Source organism: Streptococcus anginosus (assembly GCF_001697145.1).
Taxonomy (GTDB): Bacteria; Bacillota; Bacilli; order Lactobacillales; family Streptococcaceae; genus Streptococcus; species Streptococcus hominis.
The window spans coordinates 1,852,239-1,874,769 of sequence record NZ_CP012719.1 but is presented as its reverse complement, the minus strand read 5'-3'; the positions used below and the strand labels follow the sequence as shown (position 1 = coordinate 1,874,769).

Sequence of the window (22,531 nt, the reverse complement as noted above, 5' to 3'; positions counted from 1 at the left end):
ATGGTTTCGACCAGAAATAAGAAAGTGAGAAACGCTTCTTTTAATGTTTTTGAGTTCTCTCTCACTTTCTTTTGCTTGCATAATAACTAAAGCGCTTAGAGAAAACGCATTTATCATTTAAAGTTTTTGTAATTCTTAAAGAATGTTTAACTTTCAGTTATTTTATGCTATAATAGGGATAATAAAATGGATATTTTTGCATAGGAGTTTCAAATGGCCAAAAAAAGATCGCGCTCTTCTAAGAAGAAAAGCAATCGGATCTTAAATATTGCTTTACTAGTCATCTTTGCATTGTTAGCAGCATTGTTGATTTTTTCAATGTTCCGATATAACATTTTAGCCTTTCGGTACATGAATGTTTTGGTATCAATCTTGCTAGCAGTTGTAGCACTAGGGACTGGCTTTTTAATTTTTAAAAACAAAGCGCGTGTCACAACGACGATTATACTTATTTTAGCGATTCTGGCAAGTTCAGGTGCGATGTATGCGGTTAAAGAAGTGCTAGATTTGTCTAATGGCTTAAATTCAACTTCCAACTACTCTGAATATGAAATGAGTGTGGTAGTACCGAAAAATAGCGATATCAAAGATATTAGTCAGGTCAAAAACATCCTCGCTCCGACAGCAAATGACGAAAAAAATATCAAGGCATTGACAGATAACTTAGCGCAAACAAAAAAAGTCAATCTAACAGTTAATCAGTCTTCGTCTTATCTGGCAGCTTATAAGTCTTTGATGAATGGCGAAGCGAAGGCTATGGTGTTAAATAGCGTCTTTGAAAGTGTGATCGAAAATGAATATCCAGATTATGCTTCAAAAATTAAGAAAATCTATACCTACAAGATTAGTAAAAAAATAGATAATGCTCAATCACCAACGACAAATAACGATGTATTCAATATTTATGTTAGTGGCATTGATACCTATGGTCCTGTTTCGTCTGTATCTCGCTCGGATGTAAATATCATCATGACGGTGAATCGCAAGACGAAAAAAGTGTTGTTAACAACAACACCGCGTGATGCTTACGTACCGATTGCTGATGGCGGCAACAATCAAAACGATAAATTGACGCACGCTGGTATTTATGGGGTGGAAGCATCCATTCACACATTGGAAAATCTCTACGGCATCAAAACTAACTATTACATCCGACTTAATTTCACTTCTTTCCTCAAATTGGTGGACCTGCTAGGTGGAATTGATGTTTATAATGACCAAGAATTTACAAGCCTGCACGGGAATTATCATTTTGGCGTAGGAGATGTTCATCTAAATTCTGAGCAGGCTCTAGGCTTTGTGCGAGAACGCTATTCATTGAGCGGTGGAGACAACGACCGTGGTAAAAATCAAGAAAAGGTCATTGCGGCTATTATTAAAAAATTAACTTCGACAAGTGCTTTGAAAAATTACAATGCTATCATTTCAGGACTGCAAGATTCAGTTCAAACCAATATGAGTCTTGAAACCATGATGAGTCTAATCAACACGCAGCTGGAATCTGGTGGTAGTTATACCGTGACTTCTCAGGCGGTTACAGGAGAAGGTCGGACGGACCTTCCGTCTTATGCCATGCCGGATGCCAATCTTTACATGATGGAGTTAAATCAAGATAGCTTGAATGCAGCCAAAGCGGCAATTCAGAAAGTGATGGAAGGGAAATAAGATTGATCGATATTCATTCGCATATTGTGTTTGATGTGGATGACGGTCCCAAGACACGTCAGGACACACGAGAGCTTTTGACAGAGAGTTATCGTCAAGGAGTTCGAACGATTGTTTCAACGTCTCATCGTAGAAAAGGGATGTTTGAAACGCCTGAAGAAAAAATCGCAGCAAACTTTCATGAAGTTCAGCAAATCGCTAAAGAAGTAGCAGACGATCTCACTATTTTGTATGGTGCTGAAATTTATTATACCAGCGATATTTTAGAAAAACTCGATAAGAAAATCATCCCAACTTTAGGCGGAACGAGTTATGCTTTAATTGAATTTAGTATGACGACACCATATAGGGAAATCCACAGCGCTTTAAACAATGTGCTCCGTTTGGGAATTACACCAGTTGTAGCCCATATTGAGCGCTATCATTGCTTGGAGAATGAGACGAAAAAAGTGCAGGATTTGATCAACATGGGCTGTTACATGCAAATCAATAGCTCTAGTGTACTAAAACCCAAGCTTTTTGGCGAAAAATATAAATTCATGAAGAAGCGGGCACAATTCTTTATGGAGCAGGATTTAGTGCACTTTGTGGCGAGTGATATGCACAATTTAGGTCCACGTCCTCCTTATATGCAGGAAGCCTACCAAATTATCTCTAAAAAGTATGGCAAAGCATATGCTGATGCACTATTTCGCGAAAATCAAGAAATATTATTAAAAGACGAATTAATTTAGGAGAAGAAATGAAAAATCAAGATAATCAGACGGTTGAAATTGATGTTCTATCATTAGTTAAGACCTTGTGGAGGCGAAAATTTCTCATCGTTGTGACAGCTTTTGTAATAGCTATTATCGCTTTAGGATATAGCACCTTTATTATAAAACCTACCTACACTAGTTCTACAAGGATTTATGTAGTAAATCGGCAACCCGGTGATAATTCCACATTGACAAACCAAGATTTGCAAGCTGGGTCCTACTTGGTAAAAGACTATAAGGAAATTATTTTATCGCAAGATGTATTAGCTAAAGTGATTTCTGACTTGAAATTAAATATGCAGCCAAGTGCACTAGCTAAAAAGATCACAGTTACTGTTCCGACCGATACACGTATTGTCTCAATAGCTGTTTCAGATGGCGATGCAAAAGAAGCTGCTCGTATTGCCAATAGTCTTCGTCAAGTTGCAGCTGAAAAAATTATAGCTGTTACCAAAGTATCCGATGTAACAACGTTAGAAGAAGCAGAAATTCCAAATGCTCCGTCTTCACCAAATATTAGACGCAATACCTTGATTGGTTTTCTTGCAGGCGGGGTTTTAATCTCAGTTGTGATTCTTGTCGTTGAAGTGTTAGATGACCGAGTGAAAAAGCCAGAAGATGTGGAAGAAGCGTTGGGAATTACTCTTCTTGGAGTTGTGCCAAATATGAATAAACTATAAGAGGGGAAAACAATGCCGAGTTTAGAATTAGCTAAAAATAAAGAAAAAACGATAAAGAAAACAGAAGAATACTACAATGCCTTAAGAACCAATATTCAGCTTAGTGGGGATAATATTAAGGTCATTGCTGTCACTTCTGTACAGTCTGGTGAAGGGAAGTCAACGACTTCTACAAATCTAGCCATTGCTTTTGCACGTTCAGGCTATAATACCTTACTAATTGACGCAGATATTCGTAACTCTGTCATGTCAGGAATTTTTAAAACGCGTGATAAAATCACAGGCCTGACAGATTATCTAGCTGGTGCGACAGATTTGTCAAATGGTTTATGCGAAACAAATATTGACAATCTATTTGTGATTGAAGCTGGACAAGTCTCACCCAATCCAACAGCTTTATTGCAAAGTAAAAACTTTGGAATCATGATTGATATTCTCAGAAACCATTATGATTATATCGTTGTTGATACACCACCGATTGGACTGGTCATTGATGCGGCTATCATTGCTCAAAAATGTGATGCTAGCGTTTTAGTCGTTGAGTCAGGAAATGTAAAACGGAAAACATTGCAAAAGGCAAAAGAACAATTAGAACAAACTGGGACGCCATTTTTGGGAGTTATTCTAAATAAATATGATACACAGTTAGAAAAATATGGCTCTTACGGAAACTATGGCAATTATGGGAATTACGGAAAGAAAAAGTAGAGATTAGCATTTAGGAGTAGGGATGTTTGAAAATAGAAATGAGTTGCAAAAAACAGGAATTGCTTTTATTCAACTAATTGCAGTTTTTGTTGTGATTACGATTATAAATTTAATTTCAAACTTTAGTCTAACTAATAAAGATATTGTGATGTTAATGTTGCTACATATTGTTGCTTTTTATATTAGCAATTATAACTATCATTTTTTTCAACGTGGCTATTTAATTGAATTTACCGAGACACTGAAATACAGTGCTTTTTATGCAGTCATTATCACATTCTCTTCTTTTATGCTGGGAGGCAACTTTTCATTATCCCGTAGCAATCTCATCTTTTTTATCTTGTTGAATGCTTTGGGTGTTTATTGCATTAATCTATTGATCAAGCAATATTATGCACAAGTACATCCAAGATTAAAAAGTAGTAAAAAAGTACTCATCATTACGGTTTCCAATCGTTTAGACAGAATTTTAGAGCAATTAACCGAAGCGCGCACATTTAATGAATGTATAGTAGCAATCTCAGTATTTGATAACTCGCGTTACCAACATCCGACAATCCAAACGATACCAAGAGAACGTCTCATCGAATTTGCAACTCGCTCTGTTGTAGATGAAGTTTTTATTAGCTTGCCGAGCGATTACTATTCCATTGAAGATTTGGTTATTCAGTTTGAGAATATGGGAATCACCGTTAATGTGAATATTAACGCCTTGGATTTTCAAATTGGTGAGAAGAAGCTTCAAGAAATTGCTGGTTTTAGCGTGGTCACTTTTTCAACAAATTTCTACAATTATAGCCACATCATTGCCAAAAGAGTTTTGGATGTCATTGGTTCTCTCTTTGGACTTCTTATATGTGGAATTGCAGCGCTTTTCCTAGTTCCAATGATTCGTAAGGATGGTGGACCAGCAATTTTTGTTCAAGAACGTGTTGGAAAGAACGGTCGGATTTTTAAATTTTACAAATTTCGTTCCATGTATGTAGATGCTGAAGAGCGCAAAAAAGAGCTGATGGCACATAATACCATGAGTGGTGGGATGTTCAAAATGGATGATGACCCACGAATTACGCCTATTGGAAAATTTATTCGGAAGACAAGCTTGGATGAGTTACCACAATTTTACAATGTCCTCAAAGGCGACATGAGCCTTGTTGGAACACGACCACCAACTAAAGATGAATATGAGCAATACACACCGGAGCAAAAGCGGCGATTGAGCTTTAAACCAGGAATTACTGGCTTATGGCAAATCAGCGGTCGTAGTAGCATTACGGATTTTAACGAAGTTGTCAAATTAGATGTCGCTTATATTGACGGTTGGACCATTTGGTCTGATATTAAAATCTTACTTAAAACAATTAAAGTTGTGTTGATGAAAGACGGAGCGAAGTAGTTCTACTTCCTCCTCTCTATTTATGATGGAAGAGAGAATGGCAAAAACAGTTTATATTATCGGTTCTAAAGGAATACCAGCTAAATATGGCGGTTTTGAAACTTTTGTAGAGAAATTAACAGAGTTTCAAAAGGATAAAGACATTCAATATTATGTTGCTTGCATGAGGGAAAATTCAGCAAAGTCTGGCATTACAGAAGATTTTTTTGAGCATAATGGAGCAATTTGTTTCAATATTGATGTTCCAAACATTGGTCCAGCTCGCGCCATTTCCTATGATATTGCTGCTCTAAATAAGGCGATTGAAATAGCAAAAACGAACAGGGACGAAGCACCGATATTTTATATTTTAGCCTGCCGAATTGGTCCGTTTATTTCAAGTATAAAAAGAAAAATCAAAGCTCTTGGAGGAACTCTGATGGTTAATCCGGACGGGCACGAATGGCTACGAGCTAAGTGGAGTTTGCCTGTTCGTAAATATTGGAAATACTCTGAGCGATTGATGGTGAAACATGCGGATCTATTAATTTGTGATAGTAAAAATATTGAAAAATATATTCACAAAGACTATAATCGTTATCAACCCAAGACAACCTATATTGCTTATGGGACTGATACAACTAGATCACAACTAACATTCTCAGATGAAAAAGTGCGTTCTTGGTATGGAGAAAAGAATATCCGTGAGAATGAGTATTATCTTGTAGTTGGTCGCTTTGTCCCTGAAAATAATTATGAAGCCATGATTCGTGGCTTTATGAAGTCTAGCTCTAAGAAAGATTTTGTATTGATTACCAATGTTGAGCAAAATAAGTTTTATGAGAAACTGCGTCAAGAGACTAGTTTTGACAAAGACCCACGTGTCAAGTTTGTTGGGACGGTTTATGACCAAGAGTTGCTCAAGTATATCCGTGAGCATGCTTTTGCTTACCTTCATGGTCATGAGGTTGGTGGAACTAACCCGTCTTTGTTAGAAGCACTGTCTTCAACAAAGCTCAATCTTCTACTTGATGTTGGATTTAATCGGGAAGTAGGTGAAGCTGGAGCGGTTTATTGGAGAAAAGATGAGCTTACGCGTGTGATTGAAGAAGTGGAACGATTTGATGAAGATGCCGTTTCTGAATTGGACGAGAAATCTAGCCAAAGAATTGCGAATGCTTTTACGTGGGAAAAGATTGTTAAAAGCTATGAGAGAATATTCACAAAGGAGAAGAAATGACAACAGTGCTTGTAATGATGTCAACTTATAATGGCGAGAAGTTTTTACAAGAGCAAGTTGATAGCATTTTAAACCAAGAGGACTGTGAAGTTCGATTATTGATAAGAGATGATGGTTCAAAAGATAGAACTATCAAAATATTGGAAGATTATAGCAATAAAGATTCTCGAGTTTCTTGGTATACAGGAGAAAATTTAAGGTCTGCAAAATCATTCATGCATTTATTGATTCACTGTGAAAAATTTTACGATTATTATGCCTTCGCAGATCAGGACGATGTGTGGGATGTAGACAAACTCAGTGTAGCTATTGAAAGTCTCGAGCAACAGGAAGATCCAGCTATATATTGTAGTAACTCTATGTTGGTCGATGAGGAATTAAAAGGTGACGGAGAGTATTTGTATAAGCATGTTCCTAAATTCACTCTTAGTAGAGTACTAATTGCTGGGCAGATTCAAGGGGCTACCATGGTTTTGAATAGGGCTTTTGCTAATTATTTTGAACATAAAGAAATTCCAAATTATATTCCAATGCACGATTATTATGTTTCGGCAGTATGTTTAGCAGTTAGTGGAAAAATCTTTTATGATTCTGATAGCCATATGAAGTATAGACAGCATGGAAATAATGTTTTTGGAATTGATACCTCTTTTTTAGGGAAAGTTAAGAGAAATTTCAATACGGTTTTTCAAACAAATGACTTCTTTGACTTGCAGAGATTTAGTCAAGAACTTATAAATTTAAACCAAGCTTCCCTAGACAGTGATTCAAAAATTTTACTGAATTTGGCGAAAGATTATAAAAAAAGTTTCACAAACCGACTTAAATTGGCTTTTTACAAAGGATTAAGTTTTGGACGACTAAATCAAGCTATTAGTTTTAGGTTAGCTATTCTCTTGGGAAGATTATAAATATAGATGATGGAGATGGATAGATGTCACTAGTGCAGATAGGAATTGCTTTCTGTTTTATTGTTGCTCTAGTAGCGATGAGGGAAGAGAGAACGGTCATCAACCCTCTTTCTGTTTTTTGTTTTGTTTGGATGGCAGTTTTGTTTTTCTCGACAAATACAATGAGATTAGATTATCCTCAGAATGAAACTATAGGATGGATTATAATAGGTGTTGGTGCATATACTTTAGGTTATATCTTTCAAAGAATCTTGAAAATTCGTTTTACTTTTGGGAGTTGGACTACATTAAGAGATCAAGTAGCCATTCCTAGATACAAACTATTATTGTTTTGTGCCAGTGTGTGCATGTTGTTTTTTTTAAGAGATTTGATACTAGTTTTTTTGAATGGTGGGAGTTTTAATTTACGATATATTCAACAGTTTCTGCGTTCAAGTGATTACACTATTGTGAGTAATCCCATTGAAAATGCAATAAATTTATTATTTATCCAGCCGATTGCCTTTGCATTACCAGCTATTTGTGCAGTAGATATCTTTTATGGAGAAAAAAATAAGCACTTAATAACGATAACGGTTCTGATGCTTCTTTTTAAAATGATGTCTACAGCCAATAGAAGTGGCTTCTTATTGTTATTCATATATATATTGATAGTAGGATTGATATTTATTAGAAATAGTCGTTCTTTGAGTTTCAAAAATAATAGATTATTGAAAAGGTATAAATATTTGTTGCTTGCCATCGTAATCATAGCTAGTTTAGTACTTGTTATCACAACAATATCACGCGGAGTTGATTTGTCAACCAATATCTATTTAAATTTAACCATTCCACCTAGAATGTTTGAAATTTGGAGTAAAACAGTTCAAGAAGTAGAGCTACATGGCTATGGTGAGGCCTCATTGATGGGCTTTCTTTTCCCCATTAAGTATATCTTTAACAATATTTTGAAAATATGGGGTGCTACCAATATAAACGCTGTTTATAATATGATTCAACTGACGGATGTTCAATGGGTTTGGCCAGGTCCGAAAATTACGGCAAATGCTTATGTTTCTATGTTTTGGAATTTATACACGGATTTCCGTTATGGCGGTATCCTAGTCGGTAGTTTCTTATATGGAACAATCTCTGCGCAAAGTTTCTGGAATGCCATAAGAACTAATAATCCAAGAATGCTTAGCGTATTTTGTCTCATATTGTACTCAGTATTATATTCTTTTGTTCGTTTCCAATTTTCAGATAGTAGATTTGTATTGGCTATTATATTTATAAGTTTTTTTGCTTATAAAAAAGACTATAAATTATAAGTTGTTTAGGAGAGAAATGAAAGTATTATTTATTGAAAATGCAGGGCACAAGACAGCAGGTGCTTTTAGGAGTTTGGTATCCCTTGCTATTATGTTGAAAAAGCATGGTGTTGAGGCACACGTAGCTTTACCCAAAACGGCAGACGGAGTCTCTTTGTTAGAGGAAAATCATATTCCGTTTATTCAATTGCAAAGCTGTGCATACTCTAGAATGATGTTAGCAGAACCAAGTCTTATTGAGCAAATAAAGATGCCTGTAAAGGATCTTATATTGAAATTTTCTGCTAGAAAAATCGCAAAATATTTGAAAGACAATCAGATAGATATAGTTCATGATAATACTTCGGTTAGTTATATAGGTATGTACGCTGCTAAGTATGCCAAAGTGAAGCATGTTTGGCATATCAGAGAATTCATGGAGGAAGATTTCAATCGAAGATTTTGGAGGAGAACAGCATATTTGCAATTGATGAATAAGTCAGATGCAATTGTTGCAGTTTCTCAGGCTGTTTATGACAAATATAAAGATGAGATAGATAATAATAAGTTTAGCTTGATTTACAATGGTATAGATATTGAAAAGTTTCTCAATACAGATAGAGAGATTTTTAAATCAAATCCCATTAGTGTTCTATGTGTTGGACGCATTAGTCCAGGTAAAGGTCAAGAATTACTTATTAGAGCGGCTGGTCGTTTAAAAACAGAGTATGATAAGTCTATTACACTAAATTTAGCAGGTTCCTATCAAGAAACTCAATATAATCAGATATTGGATCTTGCTCGTTCTTACGGCATCGAAAAGTATGTGAATCTTTTAGGTCAATGTGATGATATGAGTGAAGTCTATAGCAGGAACGATGTGTTTTGTATGGCTTCGAAATGCGAGGCATTCGGCAGAGTCACCATAGAAGCAATGTTAGCAGGTTGTGCAGCACTTGGAAGTAATAGTGGTGGAACGGCAGAAATCCTAACAACGGAGACCGGACTGACTTTTTGTCCAAATGATGAAGCGGACTTGGCAAAAAAACTGAACTATATTATTGAAAATCAATCCTTAATGAAAGTAAAAGCAAAAAATGGTCAAGAATTTGCAATGAAGAATTTCACTTCTAAAAAAAATGCAGAGGAAATTTATCATCTGTACTGCAAGTTATTAGATAATTGTGAGGAAAAAACTAATTAATGTCGAATGTTAAGAAAAATTTTGCATACCAAAGTATATATCAAGTTGCAAACATCATCCTACCTTTGGTTACTTCCCCTTATGTAGCACGTGTTTTAGGAGCAAAGGGAGTAGGGGTTTACTCTTATACTTATGCTATTGCCTACTATTTTTCATTAGTTGCACTACTTGGAATTGCTAATCACGGTAATCGAGTAATAGCGGGTGTTCGCGATAATAAAAAAAAGTTAACTAAAACATTTTCTGAGTTGTTATTAGTTCATTGTATTATTGCCTTTATGGCTGTTGTAGCTTATTATATCTATTTTCTTTTTTTTGTAAAAGAGGATTATTTGTCAGCCTTTATCCAAGGGATATGGGTACTGGCATCATTCTTTGATGTCAGTTGGTTCTTTTTTGGATTAGAAAAATTTAAGCTGACAGTGACAATTAATTTAATTGTCAAGTTTGTGACTACAATATGTGTTTTTCTTTTTGTTCATCAACCACAGGATATTTGGCTTTACTGTCTTATTATGGCAGCTGGTTCCTTATTCAGTCAACTTGCCTTATGGCCATATATTCGGCAATATTTTAATCTTAGACTAGTAACATGGCAAGGTATGAGAACCCATATTATGCCATTACTTACCTTGTTTATTCCAGCGATAGCAGTTAGTTTGTATAAGTATATGGATAAGATTATGTTAGGATTGCTGACGACTAAAGCACAAGTTGGTTTTTTTGAAAATGCTGAACGTGCAATCAATATTCCAATTAGTGTAATAGCTTCTTTTGGGACGGTAATGCTTCCTAAAATGTCTAATCTTGTCACTAAAGGAGATACGGAACGCGAGAGGCATTACATAGGCCTTTCTATGGAATTCATAATGTGCCTTACCAGTGCTATGTCTTTTGGAATATTTGCAGTAGCTCACAATTTTGCGGTTGTATTTTGGGGGGATGAGTTCATTGCTTCGGGGAATCTCATTCAAGTTCTATCGATATCCATTATCTTTGTAGCTTTTGCTAATATTATTAGGATGCAATATCTGATTCCTAAAAGATTAGATGTTCCTTATATCATTTCTATTTTTGCAGGAGCGGTTATTAATTTAGTAACAAATGCCCTATTAATTAGCAGATTTGCAGCATTAGGTGCGGCTGTAGGAACTGCTGTTGCTGAATTTACTGTCTGTGCTGTCCAGGCATTCTATGTTAGAAAGCAGTTAGACATTAAACAATATATTTCAAAAACACTCCTATTCTGTGCTTTTGGTTTATTGATGGCCACTATTGTCTCTCTGGTTGGAGAATTTATTCCAAGCAGAACAGTTGGCTTATTGATGCAGATTATTGTTGGAGCGGTTGTTTACTCTATCTGTTCCTTGTTTTATTTTCGGAAAACTCAAAATAAATATATTAGGTCCTTTATTGAAAAAGTGGGGAAAAGATTTTTAAAAAGTTAAGAGGAATTTTGATAGCAATGAGCGATATTTCTAAAAAGAAGGAAAAGTTTAGATTAGATTACATAGATATTTGCAAGGGTTTCGGTATTCTTTTGATGGTTTTAGGACACATTCCTGTCTCTAAAACACCAATGATTTTGATTTATTCTTTTCATATGCCCTTATTTTTTATTTTGTCGGGCTTGTTAGTGAAGTCAGAGAGTAATTTATTAACATTCATCTCTATCAAAAGGAAATTTCAAAAATTGTTAATTCCTTATGCTTTTTTCTTTGTACCAGCTTATGTCTTATGGTTTATAGAATTAAAGCCCCAAACATTGAATCATGCTATGAAGCCACTAGTTGCTGCTATGTGGGACAATACGAATAACATGCCTATTGCTGGTGCGTTATGGTTTTTACCCTCGTTATTGTGGTGCAGCTTGCTATTTGCAATTATTCATCAAAAGCATAAGAATCCGTATGTAATTGCCATTCAAGTAATGCCTTTTGTGCTTTTTGGTTTTTTTATGGAAGTTCATTATAAAGGAGTTTTACCTTGGGCTTTTGGGATTTCAAGCATAGGCTTGCTGTTCTATTTTTATGGTTACCTATTAAAACATTATTTACAGCTTCTATCTGATAAATATAGTTTGTTTTTGCTTTTGCTTTCCTGTTTAACTGCACCATTAATACTGTCTAATGGTTTGGTTAGCATGCGTACAGGAACCTTTCATAATATTTTTCTATTTATTTACGGTTCTGTCTTATTTGGAACAACTGTAATTGTATTTTCCTATAAGTTGAGCAATAGTTTCCTGAATCAAACCTTTGTGATAAAGTTAGTAAAACAGATAGGTGAGGGGTCTATTGTTTATCTCTGCTTAAATGAAATATTTATAAATATCTATAAAGCAATTTTTAATAAATTGGGCTTGTCTTCGCAACTGATTTTATTGTTCGCTTTTGCAGGTACAATAATCTCACTATTTATATGTGAGAGAATTTTTATGAAGACCAAATTAAAAGTAGTTTTAGGAAAAAAATAAGAATAGCACAAGTGGTTACAGTCCAAAATCTATTTTGCAAGAAGCTGATAATATTTTAGATTACTTGGTAGAAAAGATTGTCGTTATTCAATATGGAAAGGAATTTTTTTATGAGCGTTTTTGCAAAATTGATAAAGACAAAAGGTGGAGATATTCTAAAAGATTTAATCAGATCAAGAGTTCTTTTTAGGACGATAGCTCTTTTACCGTTGGTTGGTTTTTCAAAAAAATCTTTAGAAATAGTTCGTCTAAATAATAGTAATGTGGTTCTTTCAAGATTGAGAAGGAAATATAGGTTAACTATTAAAAAATTTAGGGAAGAAAATCAGTATTCACTTGTGTATCATCAACAACATAGAAGTTCTTCCAAAAAGATATGGATTTGTTGGTTTCAAGGTTTAAATGATGCACCCCATGTAGTTCAAGAGTGTATTGCTTCGGTACGAAAACATCTGGTTGATAGAGAAGTGGTTGTTTTAACAGATGAAAATTACCACCAGTATGTAACTTTTCCAGACTATATAACAGAAAAAATAGAACAGGGGTCTATTTTAAAGGCGCACCTTTCAGATTTATTAAGATTGGAATTGCTAACCAAATATGGTGGAACTTGGATTGATGGGACAGTATTTTGTTCGAGTTCAGACATTCCTTCCTATATGCTAGATTCTGATTTATTTTTATTTCAAAACTTAAAACCTGGTCTTGATGGGCAAGTCTTGGCAATCTCCAATTGGTTTATTACTGCTAGCTATTCTAATCATCCTCTTTTGAATATAACAAAAGATTTGCTTTATGATTATTGGAGGAATCATAATAGTGCCATTGATTATTTTATTTTTCATCACTTCTTTCAAATAGCAATTGAAGAGTTTCCTGAATACTGGAATCAAGTAGTTCCTTTCAACAACTCAACTCCTCATATTTTACAGTTGCGTATGTTTGAGGAGTACGATGAAAAAATATATCGTGCGATTATTGAGCAAACACCATTTCATAAGTTAACTTATAAATTTGAAGACGAAAAGTTGGAAATACCGAACACCTATTATAAAAACTTATTTTGACAAAAATGATAATAGCTATTTTGGAATTGTTAGCAAGAATAGAATCTTATTAAGATATTATAGAAAAGGTATAAAATGAAAGAATTAACTACTCGCGAGATGCAAGAAGTATCATTGGAAATTTTACATATAATTGCTGGCATCTGTGAAAAGCAACATTTTCGTTATGCTTTGATTTATGGGACTTTAATTGGGGCAGTTAGACATAAAGGTTACATCCCTTGGGATGATGATGTTGATATCATGATGCCACGACCAGATTATGATCGCCTATTACATTATTTGAAGGAAAACATAGCTGATTATCCACATTTAAAAGTATTTAATCGTGAAGAGTGCCTAGAATATCCGTATATGATTACTCGAATCAGTGATCAAAGATATCGAATTAAGATGGAAAATGAGAAATCGTTCGGATTGGGAGTTTTTATCGATATATATCCTTATGACGGATTGGGAGATACTAAACAGGAGGCGGTTGCCTTTGGCATGAAGGGAGATCGTTTATCCTCGTTTTGCTACCAAGCGACTAGGGAACATTTTGCTATTGAAACGACAACATCAACTGTTAGGAAGGTTATTAAATATCCAGTTTATCTTTTCTCTAAAATGATTGGGAAAAATTACTTTCAAAATCAATTAGATAAGTTAGCGAGAGTTAAAAATTATGACAACAGTAAATTTGTTGGTTGTGTGATTTGGCTGTCATGGGGAGAAAAAGATATCTTTCCGCGTGAGTGGTTTGATGAGACTATTTTGGTTCCTTTTGAGAAATATGAATTTAGAATTCCTAAAGAGTTTGATAAGGTTCTTCGGCATGAATATGGAGATTATATGACCTTACCTCCAGAAAAGGATAGAGTAGGGCATCACTATTTTAAAGCTTATAAAAAATGATGGTTTACTAGGCAAAGAAAGAAGAAATTATGAGATTATTTTATTTTATATATAATTGGAGTAGGAAATTAAAGGGTGGAGTTTTTCTACTTAGAGTTTTGTATGGTTTTGAGTGTCCACGTAAAGCTAAAATAGGGAAAAATGTAAATTTTGAACATCGTGGGTTAGGAACAGTTGTAAGTAGCAATGCTATAATTGAAGACAATGTGACTATACAACATCATGTAACATTAGGGATTAAAGATGTTGATGATAGAATTATCATAGGTGAAAACTGCTTTATAGGGGCTCATGCATTTATTTTAGGAAATGTGAAAATTGGTGCTAATTCTAAGATTGGAGCAGGAACCATGGTTTTACATGATGTTCCAGCGGGCAGTACAGTGGTTAATCCTGTGGAACTAAAAGTACTAAATTCAAAAGCAATCATTCGTTAATAGAGTAAATTTAAAATCGGCTATTTAGAACAGTTTTTAAGTAGATAAGAATAGTAAGTTAAATAGAAGATAATAAGTAACTTACTACTCCATCAAAGTTTTTGTTCGGTCCTTTCTTGAAAATGAAAAAGGAGTTATTATTAGGTTTCGTAATGATAACGAAGTTCATTGAGCATTGGGGAATTCTTTGAATCAGCTTTCTAAGAATTTAGAGGCTGTTTCACTGTGTGTGAATAAAAGAGTGATCATGAACTTCCACTTATTCTTTTGCGGGAATTTCCAGTGATTTTTCATAGCACGATATTCAATAGAATTCTTGTCAAAGATTTTCACAATGATAATTCTGTGGTATTCTTAAGTTGTTCTATATGAATCCTTTTAATGATGGTTTAGGCACTTTTCATTATAAGTCATATAGGGCTTTTTTTATACACTCAAAAAGCTCCATAACTCCTCATGGATTTATCCACTACAGTAATTACAGAGCTTTATAAATTTAATCAATCTCTCTTAAAGATATCTCTGGTGTAAACTTTTTCTTTTACATCTTCTAAGGTTTCATCAAAACGATTGGCAATAATCACTTGACTAAGGTCTTTAAATCTTTTAAAATCATTGACTATCTGACTGCCAAAGAAAGTAACACCATCCTCAAGCGTCGGTTCATAAATAATAATTGTAACTCCTTTAGCTTTTAAACGTTTCATAACCCCCTGAATAGAGGATTGTCTAAAATTATCTGAGTCGCTTTTCATTGTCAAACGGTAAACACCTACCGTAATCTCTCGTTCCTTAGCTGGCTCATAGGATTCATTACCAACATAAGCTCCTGCAAGCTCTAAAATTCGATCTGCAATATAATCTTTTCTTGTACGATTGCTTTGTACAATCGCTGTCATCATATCCTGAGGAACGTCAGAATAGTTTGCAAGAAGTTGCTTGGTATCTTTTGGAAGGCAATAACCACCATAGCCAAAAGAAGGATTGTTGTAATGGTCACCAATACGAGGGTCTAAACTCACCCCCTTAATAATCGCTTGAGTGTCCAAATTCTTCATCTCAGAATAGGTATCTAACTCATTGAAATAAGATACACGCAGGGCAAGATAAGTATTCGCAAAAAGCTTTACCGCTTCAGCTTCTGTAAAGCCCATATACAATGTCTCAATATCCTTCTTTAAAGCGCCTTCCTGAAGCAAAACCGCAAAAGTTTTAGCAGCACTTATCAAACGCTCATTGCTTTTATCTGTTCCTAAAATAATTCGACTTGGGTACAAGTTATCATAAAGTGCTTTTGACTCACGCAAAAATTCAGGACTAAATAAGATGTTTTCAGTCTGAAATTTTTTCCTTGCTGACTCGGTATAGCCCACAGGAACGGTACTTTTAATCACCATGATGGCCTCAGGGTTGTATTTTAGCACTGTTTTAATGACAGACTCTACAGCAGATGTATCAAAAAAATTCTTTTTTGGATCATAATTCGTCGGAGCTGCAATGACCACAAAGTCTGCATTCTGATAAGCTTTTTCTGCATTTAATGTAGCCAAAAGGTTCAATTCTTTTTCTGCCAGATATTTCTCTATATAATCATCTTGGATAGGTGACTGTTTCTGATTGATCAATTCAACCTTCTTAGGAATGATATCCACTGCTACTACTTGATGATGCTGAGCTAACAAAACTGCGATAGATAAACCAACATAACCTGTACCTGCTACTGCTATTTTCATATAAGTATCCTCTCCATTTGCTTAATCAATTATAATTATACATTATTTATAAGAAAAAAAATAGTTTGCTGGTCAACATCACTTTAGGATTTTTGATTATTTAGATTTTCAAGTTATTGACAAGCGTAAAAAATTAGAGTACAATCATATTGTTCAAAAAATGAACAAAGGAGTGCGCCATGAATGACTTGTTTACTGTTTTATACGAACTCAATCAAAATAGATACTTGTCTCAACGAGAAATATCAGATAAAACTAATATTTCTCTGGGAAAAATTAACAATATCCTTAAATTATTAGAAGAAGAAAACTACTTGTTAATCGAAAAGAGAAAAAAGAATATTTATCATTTGACTGAAGCTGGCTTACAGCTATTGGAACGTTTCTTAAGAGAAGAACAGCAAAAAAAAATTTCATTGAGCAATGATAAAAAAGTTATCACGAATGCTGTCATCCTATTAGCTGGACAAGCACAAGAAATTAATATTCCTGTTGGATTACTACCTCTAGATAATGAAACCATTTTAGATAGAAGTATTCAATTATTGATTTCATCAGGTATTACCAATATCGTATTAGTTGTAGGTTTTGCCAAAGAAATGCTAATTCCGATTGAAAAAAAATATCCTCAGATACACATAGTTGTTAATCAACAATTTAAAACGACCGGAACAATGGCCTCTTTAGCAAAAGCAAAATCCTTTATAAATGATGATTTTTTACTGATTGAAGGAGATCTAGTATTTGAAGAACGTGGGTTAACACAACTCCTTCACTCTAACGATACTAGTAGTATTTTAATTACTAGTGTGCGTGAAAACTATGATGAAGCCATGGTTGAAATTCAAGGAGAACAAATTTCTAAGATAAGCAAAGATATCCATCAATTTAATCATATTGATGGAGAGATGATTGGAATGTCTAAATTCTCTTTTCCTTTTTTTGAAAAAATGTTAACTATTTTTTCAAAAAATGAAAATCCTCTTGTTAATTATGAGTATATCATGATGGATGTTGCTAGAGATTATCGTTTAGGATATGTCCGCGTAGATGATTTTATCTGGGGAGAAATTGATGATCAATCACAGATAAAATCTGTCACACAAATCATTTACCCACGCATTCTTCAAAAAGAAAAACGATTAGAAATTGACACTGTTCGCACGTTCATAAAAGATAAACTAGATGTTACAGATAAAGATATTGATTTATTAGAAAGTGCCGGTGGCATGACCAATAAAAATTATAAGGTCATTCTAAATGGACAATCCTTTATCGTCCGAATTGCTGGAAATGGGACTGATCGCTTTATTGATCGTACAGCTGAAAAAGAAAACAGCATCATTGCTCAAATTTTGGGACTTGATGTCGAGACAACTTATTTTGATGCTGAGACAGGAACTAAAATTAGTCAATTTATCACAGGTGCAGAAACACTGAATCCAGTAACAGCGGCTTATCCTAAAAATATGAAATTAACAACTAATTTATTGAGAAAACTACATCATTCTGGTTTAGAGTTCAGCAATGAATTTAATGTATTTAGAGAAATTGAAAAATATGAGCATTTAGCAGATGAAATGGCTGCCACTTATTATGAAGGATACCAGGTCTTACGGCCTCTCGTTTTATCCTTGGAAAAAGATTTATTAAAAATGGGAATTGAAAAAACCCCATGCCATATTGATACTGTACCAGAAAATTTTGTTAAAGATAGTCAAGGAAAAACTTTTTTAATTGACTGGGAATACTCTGGAATGAATGACCCTGTATGGGACTTAGCGAACCATAGTATTGAATGTAATTTTACAAATGCTCAGGAGCAACAGTTACTAGAAACTTACTATCAAACCAAAGAACTTCCTCCACTGATTGAATTAAAAGTTCTTGCTTATAAAATTTGTTCTGATTTTGTCTGGTCAGCTTGGACAATTTTTAAAGAAAGTAGAGGTGATAACTTTGGTAGTTATGGAAAAGACCGTCTGGAGCGCGCTTGGAAAAATATGACCTTGTATCAGGAAAAAAGAGAGGATTATCATGAACTCTTATCGTAAAGGAATTTTCAGTGGTTTATTATCGGGACTACTATGGGGAGCAGATACAGCCTTTAATGGATGGGTGTTACTCGCCGTTCCATTTTCATTGGTTGACAAACGTTTAGTGGCTGCATCGTTACTTCTAGCTTTTTTCCATGATCTATTTTCTGCTTTATATTTAACAATTTTGCAGGGTATAAAAGGTGAACTACGAACGACTATTTCAAAATTCAAACTCAAAAGTGCTTTATTTGTAATGTTTGCTGCTTTATTTGGCGGTCCTATTGGCATGCGTGCTTATTTATATGCCATTGATACAATTGGAGCTGGATATACTGCAAGTATCTCCGCTCTATATCCAGTTGTAGCTGCCGTTTTAGGAGCTCTATTTTTAAAGGATTATTTAACCAAAAAAGGATGGATAGGACTGCTTCTATCTGTACTAGCTATCAGTATATTAGGATATTCTCAGCTTAACTCTTTAAATGAACAAGCAGTTTGGGGTTTCATCGCGGCCTGTATTTGTGCTGGCGGTTGGGCATCAGAAAGCGTTATTTGCGCCTATGGTATGAAAGATGATATTACTCCAAAAGAAGCACTGTTCATACGGCAATGGGTATCCAGTATCGTTTACTTTTTCTTTATCGTTTTTGAAGGGCATGCTTTGTTTAATTTTTACAGCGTATTAAGTCGTCCTATTACTTTTGCTATCATCGCCTTAGCGCTTATCGGTACTACATCCTACCTTTTCTACTATCAAGCTATTGATACAATCGGACCCGTCAAAGCAACAGGAATGAATGTCACCTACTCTATCTGGGCTATTATTTTTAGTATCTTACTAATTGGTGGACATTTTGACATAAAGTTGATTTTATGTAGTATCATGATTATCATCGGTACTCTTTTCATCTCAAAAGAGTGAACCATAACATTGTATAAATCAGAAAGTAGGTTATTATGAGAGCTATTATTTTAGCTGCTGGCATGGGAACTCGTCTCCGACCAATTACTCTAACGACTCCCAAATCTTTAATCAAGATAGGAGACGAAACCTTGATTGAACGACAAATCCATTTCTTACGAGAAAAAGGCATAGATGAAATTATTATTGTTACAGGTCACTTAGCCGAAAAATTTGAATTTTTAAAAGATAAATATCAAGTAACTTTAGTACATAATGACAAATATGCTATTTATAATAATTTTTATACAATGTATTTAGTCAAACAGTATCTATCAAATACTTATGTTATTGATGCCGATAATTATTTAGTTGATAATTTTTTATCAAACAATCTAGAAACTTCTACTTATTTTTCTGCTTATAAAACAAATTTTAAGCAAGAATGGGTTCTTCACACCAATAGTGATTCTTTTGTGACAGATATCACTATTGAAGATGGAGAAGGACCTATTATGTGCGGAGTTTCCTATTGGAATTCTACAGATGGTGCTTTATTACAAGAAGCAATTGAAAAAAAATTTGAGTTAGGAAATTATGCAGATATTTATTGGGATAATATCGTTCTAGATCAGCTCCCTAACTTAAACGTTAAAATCCAATCTATTTCCCATAACAGTATTTTTGAAATTGATAGTCTAGAAGATTTGCAACATCTACATAATGTATTAGGATACTCCCAATATCAAAGTGATAAATAACGAATTCTTACAGAAAAAGAAGCAGAAAACTGTGTGCTGACTCCAAAATAATTGTTGAAAGGATTTGGTTTTGTATTGAACAGGACTCAATCCTTTTAATTTTGTTTTGATTCGCTTGTGATTGTAAGAATCAGCTTTAAAATAATAGTCATCATCGAAAAGCATCCTCATTACCAAACAACTATAGATTTGATTAAAAATTCTCGTCTTAGCTAAATATAATTTTTACATATAACTTACAAAAAATGCAAAAAACAAATTGAAACACATGATATAATAAATTATATTATAAATTCAAAGGAAATGTTACTATGTCTAAAATGAAAAAAGCTACACTTATCATTGGTGGAGTCGGCTTAGCATTTTTAATGTCTGCAACTCCTGTATCAGCAATCACATCTTCAAACACTTCAAAGTTGTTGCAACATAAACAAAACAACATAAACAAAGATATCACTATCAAAGTTTGGAAAACAGAAGATGAAGTTAAGTCTGGAAAGCCTTTATTTACTTATAGAACAACATTCAAAGGACAATTAGGGCAAAATTATATCACTGAAATTTTAAAAAATATGAAAGGTGATATCTTATCCAAAAAATTGATACGAACTTATGGATATAATGAAGAAACTAAAGATTTCCACTTTTTTCTTGCTGACCTAGGTGGTTTAAATATTGGTGATAATGAGCGTACCCCTTATAAAATTGAAATAAAAACAAATAAGGACGGTACAAAATATCAAGAAGTGAGTTATACCACCCCTACAACATCCCCTCACTATTATTATACTGATAAAACAGGGAAAGAAGTAAGCGGCAAAACAATAGTCTCTCCAGATGATGCTATTTATGATACCTATCTTAATAAAAAACCTGTTCTCTTAACCAAGGATAGCAATCTTGTGGAACCAACTTCAGTTCTAAAAGAAAATCAACAAAAAACTTTCAATCTTAAGCGCGGGAAAGACTTTTCAATCTATTTAGGGTATGGAAAAGATGTTCAAATAGACTGGGAGCAAGTTCGAAAACAGCTACCAGAAGGCTTAACAGTAAAAGTTACGAAAAATGGTGGTGGTTCACAAATAACCGGTTCTCCTAAAAAAATAGGAAACTACACTGTTCCAATTACACTAAGATTACCGAAAAAAAATAAAGTTACCGAAAATACTACTGTCAAACTCGTTTTCAATATTCAAGGAAAAAAGAATAGTTGGGGACAGGATGCTAAAGGTGATTGGTTCTATTACAAAGCAGATGGCACTCTAGCGAAAAACCAATGGATTAACAATACCTATTGGGTCGGGCAAGATGGAAAAATGGCGAGAAATTCTTGGGTTGACAACGGAAAATACTATGTAGGAGCTGATGGTAAATGGGTGAAAGACGCTCATAAACCTGGTTGGCATAAGGATGCCAAAGGTGATTGGTTCTACTACAAAGCAGACGGCACTCCAGCGAAAAATCAATGGATTGACAATACCTATTGGGTCGGGCAAGATGGAAAAATGGCGAGAAACGCTTGGGTTGACAACGGGAAATACTATGTAGGAGCTGATGGTAAATGGGTGAAAGACGCTCATAAACCTGGTTGGCATAAGGATGCCAAAGGTGATTGGTTCTACTACAAAGCAGACGGCACTCCAGCAAAAAACCAATGGATTGACAATACCTATTGGGTCGGGCAAGATGGTAAAATGGCTAGAAACGCTTGGGTAGACAATGGAAAATACTATGTAGGCGCCGATGGTAAATGGATTCCTAACCATCTTAAAAGATCTTAATAATATTAAATAAGATTTACTTTTTTTGCAATATCATAAGCATTCCCTTAGTAGTATTGGTACTTTGTCAATTGTAATGAGTGGCTTATAATGAAACCTTAGAGAGAATCAATCTGATTCTCTCTTTTTGTCTTGCGAAAACCACTAGCTATGCTAGTGGTTCCGTGGAGCTTCCAGCGAGGTAATAAAAATCCCTCCCCAAATGATAAGTATAGAAGTGGTTTCCCCACCACCCCATCAGATCATAAAGGAGGTACCTCATGAGAGAGGATAATGAAAGTTTATCACATAATCGTTGGAATTGTAGTTATCATATCGTTTTCGCACCCAAATATAGTCGCTAAATTATATATGGCAGATACAAGTCCAGTATCGGCAAGATTATTTGTGATTTGTGTGAGCGTAAGGGAGTGACGATTCATGAAGCGAATGTAAGTTCGGATCATATTTACATGTTAGTGAGTATTCCTCCGAAACTCAGAGTTGCAAGTTGTATGGGTTATTTAAACGGTAAGAGCAGTCTCATAATTTGATGTTCAAAACGATGAGAATTTTAGTTGATTTTCTTTCTCTATATTTTTCCGATAGGGAGTTATCTTCTCGTCCGGA

General features: G+C 34.4%; 19 protein-coding genes and 2 pseudogenes. 19 read left to right on the top strand and 2 right to left on the bottom strand.

Annotation, left to right across the window (positions count from 1 at the left end; genetic code table 11):
• The first annotated feature begins 213 nt into the window (after positions 1–213).
• The 14 genes from cpsA to SanJ4206_RS09075 all read left to right on the top strand — a co-directional run bounded on the left by cpsA (position 214) and on the right by SanJ4206_RS09075 (position 14,707).
• The gene (gene cpsA / locus SanJ4206_RS09140) at positions 214–1,665 is read left to right on the top strand and encodes an LCP family glycopolymer transferase CpsA (protein WP_022525210.1); all 1,452 of its coding nucleotides are present in this window, start codon (positions 214–216) and stop codon (positions 1,663–1,665) included.
• Between the two features lie 2 nt (positions 1,666–1,667).
• The gene (gene cps4B / locus SanJ4206_RS09135) at positions 1,668–2,399 is read left to right on the top strand and encodes a capsular polysaccharide biosynthesis protein Cps4B (RefSeq protein WP_022525209.1); all 732 of its coding nucleotides are present in this window, start codon (positions 1,668–1,670) and stop codon (positions 2,397–2,399) included.
• Positions 2,400–2,407: 8 nt separating this feature from the next.
• Positions 2,408–3,103 (top strand): CspC family polysaccharide chain length determinant protein, encoded by a 696-nt coding sequence (locus tag SanJ4206_RS09130; RefSeq protein ID WP_157622119.1) that lies wholly within the window; start codon positions 2,408–2,410, stop codon positions 3,101–3,103.
• Between the two features lie 12 nt (positions 3,104–3,115).
• Positions 3,116–3,811, top strand: coding sequence for a tyrosine-protein kinase (locus SanJ4206_RS09125; RefSeq protein WP_003026604.1), 696 nt, complete (start codon positions 3,116–3,118; stop codon positions 3,809–3,811).
• A gap of 22 nt (positions 3,812–3,833) precedes the next feature.
• The gene (locus SanJ4206_RS09120) at positions 3,834–5,207 is read left to right on the top strand and encodes a sugar transferase (protein ID WP_003027744.1); all 1,374 of its coding nucleotides are present in this window, start codon (positions 3,834–3,836) and stop codon (positions 5,205–5,207) included.
• Between the two features lie 37 nt (positions 5,208–5,244).
• On the top strand, positions 5,245–6,426 hold the full coding sequence (gene cps2T, locus SanJ4206_RS09115; protein ID WP_022525207.1) for a beta 1-4 rhamnosyltransferase Cps2T: 1,182 nt from the start codon (positions 5,245–5,247) through the stop codon (positions 6,424–6,426).
• On the top strand, positions 6,423–7,337 hold the full coding sequence (locus SanJ4206_RS09110; RefSeq protein ID WP_003027742.1) for a glycosyltransferase: 915 nt from the start codon (positions 6,423–6,425) through the stop codon (positions 7,335–7,337). The genes cps2T and SanJ4206_RS09110 overlap by 4 nt, the downstream gene beginning before the upstream one ends.
• Before the next feature lie 23 nt (positions 7,338–7,360).
• A complete protein-coding gene (locus SanJ4206_RS09105; RefSeq protein WP_003027741.1) occupies positions 7,361–8,647 on the top strand; it encodes an O-antigen polymerase in 1,287 nt (428 codons plus the stop codon).
• Positions 8,648–8,663: 16 nt separating this feature from the next.
• Entirely contained in the window at positions 8,664–9,830 is a 1,167-nt protein-coding gene (locus SanJ4206_RS09100) for a glycosyltransferase family 4 protein (protein WP_022525206.1), read from the top strand.
• Positions 9,830–11,278, top strand: a complete 1,449-nt coding sequence (locus tag SanJ4206_RS09095; RefSeq protein ID WP_003027739.1) for a flippase — start codon at positions 9,830–9,832, stop codon at positions 11,276–11,278. The genes SanJ4206_RS09100 and SanJ4206_RS09095 overlap by 1 nt, the downstream gene beginning before the upstream one ends.
• Before the next feature lie 17 nt (positions 11,279–11,295).
• Positions 11,296–12,306, top strand: coding sequence for an acyltransferase family protein (locus SanJ4206_RS09090; RefSeq protein WP_003027738.1), 1,011 nt, complete (start codon positions 11,296–11,298; stop codon positions 12,304–12,306).
• A 110-nt stretch (positions 12,307–12,416) separates the two neighbouring features.
• Complete coding sequence (locus SanJ4206_RS09085) at positions 12,417–13,373, top strand: capsular polysaccharide synthesis protein (protein WP_022525202.1); 957 nt, start codon at positions 12,417–12,419, stop codon at positions 13,371–13,373.
• A gap of 75 nt (positions 13,374–13,448) precedes the next feature.
• Positions 13,449–14,270, top strand: a complete 822-nt coding sequence (locus tag SanJ4206_RS09080; protein ID WP_003027736.1) for a LicD family protein — start codon at positions 13,449–13,451, stop codon at positions 14,268–14,270.
• Positions 14,271–14,299: 29 nt separating this feature from the next.
• Positions 14,300–14,707 carry a serine O-acetyltransferase gene (locus SanJ4206_RS09075; protein ID WP_003027735.1) on the top strand — a complete coding sequence of 136 codons (408 nt, stop codon included), beginning with the start codon at positions 14,300–14,302 and terminating at the stop codon, positions 14,705–14,707.
• Positions 14,708–15,207: 500 nt separating this feature from the next.
• On the opposite strand, the gene SanJ4206_RS09070 is transcribed toward SanJ4206_RS09075, so the two are convergent.
• Entirely contained in the window at positions 15,208–16,440 is a 1,233-nt protein-coding gene (locus tag SanJ4206_RS09070) for a nucleotide sugar dehydrogenase (RefSeq protein WP_003027733.1), read from the bottom strand.
• 179 nt (positions 16,441–16,619) lie between these two features.
• Here SanJ4206_RS09070 and SanJ4206_RS09065 point away from each other — a divergent pair, with 179 nt between their 5' ends.
• The 3 genes from SanJ4206_RS09065 to SanJ4206_RS09055 are packed head-to-tail and all read left to right on the top strand — an operon-like array spanning position 16,620 to position 20,141.
• A complete protein-coding gene (locus tag SanJ4206_RS09065; protein ID WP_157622117.1) occupies positions 16,620–18,494 on the top strand; it encodes a phosphotransferase in 1,875 nt (624 codons plus the stop codon).
• Positions 18,478–19,401, top strand: a complete 924-nt coding sequence (locus SanJ4206_RS09060) for a DMT family transporter (protein WP_003027731.1) — start codon at positions 18,478–18,480, stop codon at positions 19,399–19,401. The genes SanJ4206_RS09065 and SanJ4206_RS09060 overlap by 17 nt, the downstream gene beginning before the upstream one ends.
• 35 nt (positions 19,402–19,436) lie before the next feature.
• A complete protein-coding gene (locus SanJ4206_RS09055; protein ID WP_003027730.1) occupies positions 19,437–20,141 on the top strand; it encodes a sugar phosphate nucleotidyltransferase in 705 nt (234 codons plus the stop codon).
• Positions 20,142–20,198: 57 nt separating this feature from the next.
• On the opposite strand, the pseudogene SanJ4206_RS10120 reads toward SanJ4206_RS09055, so the two are convergent.
• A pseudogene (locus SanJ4206_RS10120) lies at positions 20,199–20,273 on the bottom strand (IS3 family transposase); the annotation flags it as partial.
• 179 nt (positions 20,274–20,452) lie between these two features.
• On the opposite strand from SanJ4206_RS10120, the gene SanJ4206_RS09045 reads away from it, so the two are divergent.
• Positions 20,453–21,922 carry a PspC-like choline-binding domain-containing protein gene (locus tag SanJ4206_RS09045; RefSeq protein WP_051415241.1) on the top strand — a complete coding sequence of 490 codons (1,470 nt, stop codon included), beginning with the start codon at positions 20,453–20,455 and terminating at the stop codon, positions 21,920–21,922.
• A gap of 260 nt (positions 21,923–22,182) precedes the next feature.
• Positions 22,183–22,452: pseudogene (gene tnpA / locus SanJ4206_RS09040) on the top strand (IS200/IS605 family transposase); the annotation flags it as partial.
• Between the last annotated feature and the right edge of the window lie 79 nt (positions 22,453–22,531).

What these genes read in the sequence shown, in the direction of transcription:
- SanJ4206_RS09130 (WP_157622119.1), top strand. Translation starts at nt 2,408, where the DNA reads ATGAAAAATCAAGATAATCAGACGGTTGAAATTGATGTTCTATCATTA.
- SanJ4206_RS09095 (WP_003027739.1), top strand. Translation starts at nt 9,830, where the DNA reads ATGTCGAATGTTAAGAAAAATTTTGCATACCAAAGTATATATCAAGTT.
- SanJ4206_RS09105 (WP_003027741.1), top strand. Translation starts at nt 7,361, where the DNA reads ATGTCACTAGTGCAGATAGGAATTGCTTTCTGTTTTATTGTTGCTCTA.
- SanJ4206_RS09085 (WP_022525202.1), top strand. Translation starts at nt 12,417, where the DNA reads ATGAGCGTTTTTGCAAAATTGATAAAGACAAAAGGTGGAGATATTCTA.
- SanJ4206_RS09060 (WP_003027731.1), top strand. Translation starts at nt 18,478, where the DNA reads ATGAACTCTTATCGTAAAGGAATTTTCAGTGGTTTATTATCGGGACTA.
- cps2T (WP_022525207.1), top strand. Translation starts at nt 5,245, where the DNA reads ATGGCAAAAACAGTTTATATTATCGGTTCTAAAGGAATACCAGCTAAA.
- SanJ4206_RS09065 (WP_157622117.1), top strand. Translation starts at nt 16,620, where the DNA reads ATGAATGACTTGTTTACTGTTTTATACGAACTCAATCAAAATAGATAC.
- SanJ4206_RS09055 (WP_003027730.1), top strand. Translation starts at nt 19,437, where the DNA reads ATGAGAGCTATTATTTTAGCTGCTGGCATGGGAACTCGTCTCCGACCA.
- SanJ4206_RS09125 (WP_003026604.1), top strand. Translation starts at nt 3,116, where the DNA reads ATGCCGAGTTTAGAATTAGCTAAAAATAAAGAAAAAACGATAAAGAAA.
- cpsA (WP_022525210.1), top strand. Translation starts at nt 214, where the DNA reads ATGGCCAAAAAAAGATCGCGCTCTTCTAAGAAGAAAAGCAATCGGATC.
- SanJ4206_RS09090 (WP_003027738.1), top strand. Translation starts at nt 11,296, where the DNA reads ATGAGCGATATTTCTAAAAAGAAGGAAAAGTTTAGATTAGATTACATA.
- SanJ4206_RS09110 (WP_003027742.1), top strand. Translation starts at nt 6,423, where the DNA reads ATGACAACAGTGCTTGTAATGATGTCAACTTATAATGGCGAGAAGTTT.
- SanJ4206_RS09075 (WP_003027735.1), top strand. Translation starts at nt 14,300, where the DNA reads ATGAGATTATTTTATTTTATATATAATTGGAGTAGGAAATTAAAGGGT.
- SanJ4206_RS09070 (WP_003027733.1), bottom strand. Translation starts at nt 16,440, where the DNA reads ATGAAAATAGCAGTAGCAGGTACAGGTTATGTTGGTTTATCTATCGCA.
- SanJ4206_RS09120 (WP_003027744.1), top strand. Translation starts at nt 3,834, where the DNA reads ATGTTTGAAAATAGAAATGAGTTGCAAAAAACAGGAATTGCTTTTATT.
- SanJ4206_RS09045 (WP_051415241.1), top strand. Translation starts at nt 20,453, where the DNA reads ATGTCTAAAATGAAAAAAGCTACACTTATCATTGGTGGAGTCGGCTTA.
- SanJ4206_RS09100 (WP_022525206.1), top strand. Translation starts at nt 8,664, where the DNA reads ATGAAAGTATTATTTATTGAAAATGCAGGGCACAAGACAGCAGGTGCT.
- SanJ4206_RS09080 (WP_003027736.1), top strand. Translation starts at nt 13,449, where the DNA reads ATGAAAGAATTAACTACTCGCGAGATGCAAGAAGTATCATTGGAAATT.